The sequence below is a fragment of the Okeania sp. SIO2F4 genome, assembly GCF_010672385.1.
In the GTDB taxonomy this organism is placed as follows: domain Bacteria; phylum Cyanobacteriota; class Cyanobacteriia; order Cyanobacteriales; family Microcoleaceae; genus Trichodesmium.
The window spans coordinates 1-6,890 of the sequence record NZ_JAAHGT010000503.1; the positions used below are offsets into that span (position 1 = coordinate 1).

The 6,890-nt window shown below is 37.6% G+C and carries 6 protein-coding genes; 4 read left to right on the plus strand and 2 right to left on the minus strand.

Annotation, left to right across the window (positions count from 1 at the left end):
* Positions 1-151: 151 nt before the first annotated feature.
* Positions 152-1,675 carry a SagB/ThcOx family dehydrogenase gene (locus tag F6K22_RS25920; protein ID WP_293104660.1) on the minus strand — a complete coding sequence of 508 codons (1,524 nt, stop codon included), beginning with the start codon at positions 1,673-1,675 and terminating at the stop codon, positions 152-154.
* A 309-nt stretch (positions 1,676-1,984) separates the two neighbouring features.
* Here F6K22_RS25920 and F6K22_RS25925 point away from each other — a divergent pair, with 309 nt between their 5' ends.
* Together F6K22_RS25925 and ilvC are read left to right on the plus strand one after the other, a co-directional pair.
* Positions 1,985-2,506: a pentapeptide repeat-containing protein gene (locus F6K22_RS25925; protein WP_293104662.1), complete on the plus strand. Its 522-nt coding sequence runs from the start codon at positions 1,985-1,987 to the stop codon at positions 2,504-2,506.
* 439 nt (positions 2,507-2,945) lie between these two features.
* The gene (ilvC, locus tag F6K22_RS25930) at positions 2,946-3,941 is read left to right on the plus strand and encodes a ketol-acid reductoisomerase (protein ID WP_293104665.1); all 996 of its coding nucleotides are present in this window, start codon (positions 2,946-2,948) and stop codon (positions 3,939-3,941) included.
* A 568-nt stretch (positions 3,942-4,509) separates the two neighbouring features.
* Here the strand turns inward: ilvC and F6K22_RS25935 are convergent.
* Positions 4,510-4,728 carry a hypothetical protein gene (locus tag F6K22_RS25935; RefSeq protein WP_293104667.1) on the minus strand — a complete coding sequence of 73 codons (219 nt, stop codon included), beginning with the start codon at positions 4,726-4,728 and terminating at the stop codon, positions 4,510-4,512.
* 528 nt (positions 4,729-5,256) lie between these two features.
* On the opposite strand from F6K22_RS25935, the gene F6K22_RS25940 reads away from it, so the two are divergent.
* Both F6K22_RS25940 and F6K22_RS25945 read left to right on the plus strand, forming a co-directional pair.
* Positions 5,257-5,832 carry a 3'-5' exonuclease gene (locus F6K22_RS25940; RefSeq protein ID WP_293104670.1) on the plus strand — a complete coding sequence of 192 codons (576 nt, stop codon included), beginning with the start codon at positions 5,257-5,259 and terminating at the stop codon, positions 5,830-5,832.
* A 202-nt stretch (positions 5,833-6,034) separates the two neighbouring features.
* On the plus strand, positions 6,035-6,715 hold the full coding sequence (locus F6K22_RS25945) for a class I SAM-dependent methyltransferase (RefSeq protein WP_293104672.1): 681 nt from the start codon (positions 6,035-6,037) through the stop codon (positions 6,713-6,715).
* The last annotated feature ends 175 nt before the right edge of the window (positions 6,716-6,890 follow it).

Sequence of the window (6,890 nt, forward strand, 5' to 3'; positions counted from 1 at the left end):
TACTCCCCGCACTCCCCACACTCCCCACACTCCCCACCCTCCCCACACCTCCCCACACCTCCCCACACTCCCCACACTCCCCACACCTCCCCACACTCCCCACACCTCCCCACACTCCCCACACTCCCCACTCCCTCTTTTCTAGAGATGTCTATCGCGGACTACCTAAAGTTGTAATATAAACAACTGCCTCATCTACAGGAATACCTAAAACTTCATTCACATGATCGTCAAAGAAACCGCCGATACCACTAACACCTAAACCCAGATAAATAGCTGCTAAATTCAGTCTTTGTCCTAGATGACCTGCATCTGCATGGAGGTAACGATAAACCCGATCGCCATATTTGCCTACAGCTTTTTTCAGGTCAGCAGTATGAAACAAGACAACAGCAGCATCTCTACCTAAGTCTTGCCCTAAGCAGAGAAAATGTAACTCTTCTTGGAAATTTTTAAACCTAATTTGTCGCAGCTCTTGAGCCATTGGGGCATAATAATAACAACCCTCTTCTAAGCCATCTACTCCAGAAACTGCAATAAAGGTTTCAATCAAACTTAGGTCAAAATAATCAGGATTACGATCTAATTCTTGATTAAAGTAATGGTGGGGTTGATAAGTAAAGTCTAATACAGTCAATAGTTCCTTTAAAGCAATAGTCTCTCCAGTATAGACACGAGTGGAACGTCGTTTGAGAATTGTCTTTCTCAGACCTTCTAAGTTTTTACCCCATGAAATAGAGGAAGTGACAGTGGAAACTTTTGTACAAAATGGAAAGTTATATTTATCTTCTGAATGTTCTGGAGTTTCTCTTGTTTTCCAAGCAGGTACTTTTGGAGAATTTGAGTTAATATGAGTAGCTTCATGTAAATATTTTAGCAGTTCACCATCTGCAATGAAAGGATAATCTGTTTGAGTGCCAGAAGGTAAAGCAGTTTGCCACTGAGGAAGATTTTGTTCAATATCTAGTAAGTCCGCTAGAGCAACAATGGCGATCGCCTGTTCTTCAGTTGTATCTAGATAAAGCATTTGATTTACGGCTTCATCATTAAACCCACCAATGAGATGTGGTCGGTAGTTACTGAAAGCAGAAGCTAGTTCAATGTTGCCTAGTAAGTGACCTGTATCTAAAAATATTCGTCTATAGGCGCGGTCTTCGTAACGCCAAGCAGAACGATAAAAGATGGCAGTAATGGCGATCGCTAATTTTGTATTTTCTAGAGCTGGATGCCAAAAACAAGCATCCTGCAATTCTGGCCATATTCTATTGTCCCAAAATCTAAGTAATGAATGAGTTTTGGCCTGATAGTTATATAATCCTGCCGGTAATAGGGGTGTGCCACGGGAAATTAAATAAACTTCTGCTGGATACAACCCCCCAGCGGAAGGAGCTGCTCTTAAGTAATGACTTCCCATTATTGTTGGCATCTTACCAGTTAAGCCATAGCTACATACAAGTAAGTTGGATAGGTTTTCTCCTTCTTTAGAGTCTTTTCCTTGATTAATTTTTTCTTGCAGATAGGGTTTCAGGTCAATAGTTGTGCCAACTTTATACTTTTTGAATGGTATTGGTTGATTTTCCCAGTCTAGTTGGTGATTTTTACTGTGAATCGTTTCTGGGTCATATTTTGTCCGCTCATGGTAATGTTGAGCGATTGATTGTCTAATTTCTGGCATTTTTTGATTAGGGTTTATTTGGCAATGATTCTAATGATTCCATAGTTATGATTCTGACATCTATAGCGCTACTCATTAAGGTATTTGACTTTTCTAAATCCTGAAACCCTTTGACAGTTTACTATTCCCTATTCCCTAGCGCTATATGAATGAAAATTTTACAAATCTTAAAAAAGGATTAGGATCTGAGTAATTTTTATCAGGCCATCTTAGTATGAATCTTAGTAAGTGTCATAGGTATAAATACTTATTATTTATTTAATAAATGATGATTATCAACTGTTAACAAGTAGCTCTAAAAATATTAAAATGGAGAAGATGAGTGCAGAGGAATTACTATTGAGATATGCTGAGGGTCAAAGAGAATTTTGTGCCATTGATTTAAGTAATATAGAATTGTTTGAAGCTGATTTAGAAGGAATTAATTTAGAAGGTTCTGATTTGAAAAGAGCTTATCTGCCATACGCAAATTTGAATCAAGCTAACCTTCAAGGATGTAATTTGCAAGAAGTAGAAATGGGAGATATTAAACTTTATCAAGCCAACTTATCTGATAGTAATATTCAAAAGGGAAATCTATCGAGAGCTAATTTGCGTAATGCTAATCTTCGTGGTGCAAATTTGAGTCGAGTTAATTTACAAGGTGCAAACTTATATAATGCAAATTTAAGAGATACAGATTTAAGGTATGCAGATTTGAGAGGAGCTAACCTAGAAAAAGCAAAGTTAGATAATGCTAAATTGGGATGGTGTAATTTGTTTCGAGCTAGACAAGTTGATTTATCAATGGCAGAATCTGACCATACTACTATTGGACCTGATGGATATTAGAAAAGAGGGAATAGGGAATAGGGAATAGGGAGTAGGGAATTCAAAATAAAATATCTTCGGTTTTAGCCGAGAATCGTTAAAAACATTCCGGAAATTTACTTATTACTTAATAACTGAATTCTTGAGGAAGTATAGAATTATTTTTGGGAATTAGTATTAGGTGTTAGGGGTTAGGTTTGAGGTTTATTTTGACTCAAAATAAAGTATTAAGTTTTCATGTTTTAGATATTGTTTATCAACAAAATACTAAGGCTTGAATCAATGAGATAAATTTAAGTTCATAAGCGAAATTAATTACACATCCGATTGACTCCCTATTCGCTATTCCCTATTCCCTGTTCCCTCTCTCATAGTTTATATGTCTTATTATCTCTTGCTTCATTTGATATAATAAAAGTTTTGCATAAATAATAATAGTTGCTGACAGGAGACAAAAATAATGGCCAAAATGTACTATGACTCCGATGCTAACCTGGACATCTTAAACGACAAAACGATTGCTATAATTGGCTATGGTTCTCAAGGTCATGCTCATGCTCTGAACCTTAAAGATAGTGGCTCAAAAGTAATAGTCGGACTTTATCCAGGCAGTAAGTCTGCTACCAAAGCAAAAGAAGCAGGTCTAGATGTTTACCCAGTAGACAAAGCTGCTGAAATGGCAGACCTAATAATGATTCTCTTGCCAGATGAAGTACAGAAAACCGTCTATAAAAACGAAATTGAACCCCATCTCAAAGAAGGAAAAATCCTAGCCTTTGCCCACGGTTTTAATATTCACTTTGGTCAAATTATCCCCCCAGAAAACGTGGACGTAGTAATGGTGGCACCAAAAGGACCTGGACATTTAGTTAGACGCACCTACGAACAAGGAGAAGGAGTACCTTGTCTATTTGCCATTTTCCAAGATGCTTCTGGTCAAGCACGCGATCGCGCCATGGCTTATGCTAAAGGTATTGGTGGTACCCGTGCTGGTATCCTAGAAACTACCTTCCGGGAAGAAACTGAAACCGACCTATTTGGCGAACAAGCTGTTCTCTGTGGCGGTCTCAGTGCATTAATTAAAGCTGGATTTCAAACCCTAGTAGAAGCTGGATACCAACCAGAACTAGCATACTTTGAATGTCTCCACGAAGTCAAACTGATAGTCGATCTAGTTGTCGAAGGTGGTCTAGCAAATATGCGCGACAGTATCTCCAATACTGCTGAGTTTGGCGACTACACTCGCGGACCACGCATCGTTACCGATGAAACTCGCGCCGAGATGCGGAAAATCTTAAGTGAAATTCAGTCTGGTCAGTTTGCCCGCGAATTTGTCATGGAAAACCAAACAGGTAAACCTGTATTTACCTCCATGCGTCGCCAAGAAGCAGAACAACCTATTGAAGAAGTTGGCAAAGACTTACGCGCCATGTTTAGCTGGTTAAAGAAACGCTAAAAATTTCCTAGGAAAAGGGAAGAGTTCATTAATTGATAATGGATAATTGATAATTACAAGAAGGTTAAAACCTTTACGGAATTGAATATTGGGAAATATCATTTCTTCTCTCTTGGGAGATTGGATATGGCGAACTTCGGAGCGGCTCTGTTAAGAGCGGGAGACCTCGCCATCCCATCCTAACGGACTGCTCCGCTTTCCGACCGCTCTCTTGGTCGATTAGAGATGGCGAGGAAACCTCGCCATCTCTCGACCGCTTTTTTCCCCTATCCAAGGGGAGGCTTCAAGGCGCGAATTAATTAATTATTAATTATTAATAATTCGGTAATTTCAGTTATCAGTTATCAGTTAACAGTATCTCTTACTGAAGTAGGAGACTTGAGAGCAGATTTTCATATAACCTAAGATTTTCGGTGTTGGTAATTGGTGGGATAATTTTCTACTAGGGGTGATACCCATCACTTATTCTGGTTAAATATTGAGAGGTATTAGAAACAGATTACTCTTAAAGTTTCATCTCTTGATTTACCAACGCCAGGTTTTCCTCTTCCCTTACCTTTATTGAATACTATTCTGTTTTGCCAGGATTTTCCAACTCATCCACAGCTTTTTCTGTACGTTCATTAGTATTTTTACCTTTCAACCAATCAGGCCATAACCCAACTACAAATTTACGACTTTCTAAACTGGCATTTTGGAGAGGTTCAGGCATAAACTCTAGAGTGTCTCCAGCAGTAACAAAAACTATAGCCACAATGACGAATAACCATATTAGATTCTTATTCATAAGCTGATATTAATTAGATGTATTTGTTTAATTCTAGTATTCCCATTACTAACAAAAATATCACAATTTATGATTAATTAGCATTACAAATAGTAACACAAATATTTTTTTATTGGATAGGATTAAGGAGTGAAGTAATATCATGTCCGGATGAACAGTTATAAATAATTTGGGAGGAGTCAGGAGACAGGAGTCAGGAGTAAGGAGAAAAGAATTTATTAGGAGAAAGAAGTGTTTTTATCACGCTCTTATCCGGACATGGTATAACAGGAATATTCTGAACCTCTGATATAAAGTTCAGTTGAATAATTTGGATTGCGAGCAAAGTGAAGCAATGTTTTAAAGCTTTGAATTGCTTCCTTACAGAAGTTCTAGTCACTGCGGACTTTAGAGTAAGTAATTATCCGGAGTTAATATGATAAGACCTCTTGCAAAAGTTTTTTAATTAAATAAATTCAAGGTCTAAAATTAATAATTTCATCTCTCTATTCCCTATTCCCTATTCCCTATTCCCTATTCCCTAGAAATATGACTATTAAGCTAAACAAGATTATTGTTATTGATATTGAAGCTACTTGTTGGGAGAAATATCCCCCACCAGACCAAGAAAGCGAAATAATTGAAATAGGGATTTGTATTGTTGATGTAGCTTTAGCTCAACCTATTGAAAAAGAAAGTATTTTAGTTAGACCAGAACGTTCCCAAATTAGTGAATTTTGTACCAAACTTACAACTTTAACTCAAGCAGAAGTTGACCAAAGAATTACTTTTTATGAAGCTTGTTTAAAACTACGGAAAAAATATGAATCTTTACAACGAGTCTGGGCAAGTTGGGGTGAGTATGACAAAAATATGTTTGAGAAACAATGTTTATCTAGAGGCATAAAGTATCCTTTTGGAATTAGACATATTAATGTGAAAAATCTGTTTGCTCTAGTTCATGCTTTACCCCAAGAAGTAGGGATGGCAAATGCTTTAAAATTATTAGATATTCCTTTGGAAGGAACTCATCATCGAGGCGCAGATGACGCTTGGAATATTAGCAAAATATTAGCAAAATTACTTTTACAAGGTAGGATAAGAGATCAAAAAGTAAAAATTTAGTAGATTACAGTAGGGAAATTCTAGATTATAGCAGTCGAAGCAAAGGTTAGGACAGTTATAAATTCTGAAACCCTTTGATAGTCTACTGTTCCCTGTTCCCTGTTCCCGATTCCCGATTCAAGTAGCGCTATACCAGAAGGAAGCTATGTTTTTTGCTTCACTGGGATAAAATTAAGACTGAACAATTAGGACATAAAATATAATGTTTGAACAACTACCAGAAGCTATTCAACAAAAAGTAAAGAAGTTGGCAACTGAATCACAAAAAGCAGATCCCACTGGATGGTTTGATGTTTTATATTCCGAAGCTGAGGGTGATGCTGCACAAATACCTTGGGCACGTTTAACGACACATCCCTATCTACAAGAGTGGTTAGATTTTTCTCAACCACAAGGAGAAGGACGTACTGCTTTAGTTATCGGATGTGGTTTGGGTGATGATGCGGAAGGTCTAGCAAAGTTGGGTTTTCAGGTGACAGCTTTTGATATTTCGACTAAGGCGATCGCCTGGTGTCAGGAAAGATTTCCTGATTCTTCAGTAAACTATTTGGTGGCGGATCTGTTGGCTTTAGATTCTGAATGGCATCGTAAATTCGATCTAGTAATAGAGTCGCGAACTATTCAAGCTTTGCCAGTAGAGATGCGATCGCAAGTTATTAACTGTATTGCTCCTTTAGTGGCAAATAGGGGTACACTTGTGGTGATTACTCGCATACGAGACAATGATTCTGTACCTGATGGTCCTCCTTGGCCTTTATCAGAGAAAGAACTTGCCGAGTTTATTGAGTTAGGATTACAAGAAGTTAGGCGCGATATATTTTTATCTGAAGCGGGTGAAAAGACGATTAAACAAGTTCGGATTGAATATTGTTTGAATGCTTGATATATTCCTGACGTTGTTGCGCTTAGGCGACAACGCGGGATTTTTCAGGTTGGGAAACTCTGAGCGCAGTTTTGACAAGCGATCGCTCCTTGACAACTAGAAAAAGTTGTTCTATATTCAAATTAGATAAGTATTTTGGGAAAATATTAGCTTTTTTTTTAGAAAATACCCAAGA

Excerpts from the sequence above, each read along its gene's own strand:
- F6K22_RS25920 (WP_293104660.1), bottom strand. The coding sequence starts at position 1,675 with ATGCCAGAAATTAGACAATCAATCGCTCAACATTACCATGAGCGGACA.
- F6K22_RS25925 (WP_293104662.1), top strand. The coding sequence starts at position 1,985 with ATGGAGAAGATGAGTGCAGAGGAATTACTATTGAGATATGCTGAGGGT.
- ilvC (WP_293104665.1), top strand. The coding sequence starts at position 2,946 with ATGGCCAAAATGTACTATGACTCCGATGCTAACCTGGACATCTTAAAC.
- F6K22_RS25935 (WP_293104667.1), bottom strand. The coding sequence starts at position 4,728 with ATGAATAAGAATCTAATATGGTTATTCGTCATTGTGGCTATAGTTTTT.
- F6K22_RS25940 (WP_293104670.1), top strand. The coding sequence starts at position 5,257 with ATGACTATTAAGCTAAACAAGATTATTGTTATTGATATTGAAGCTACT.
- F6K22_RS25945 (WP_293104672.1), top strand. The coding sequence starts at position 6,035 with ATGTTTGAACAACTACCAGAAGCTATTCAACAAAAAGTAAAGAAGTTG.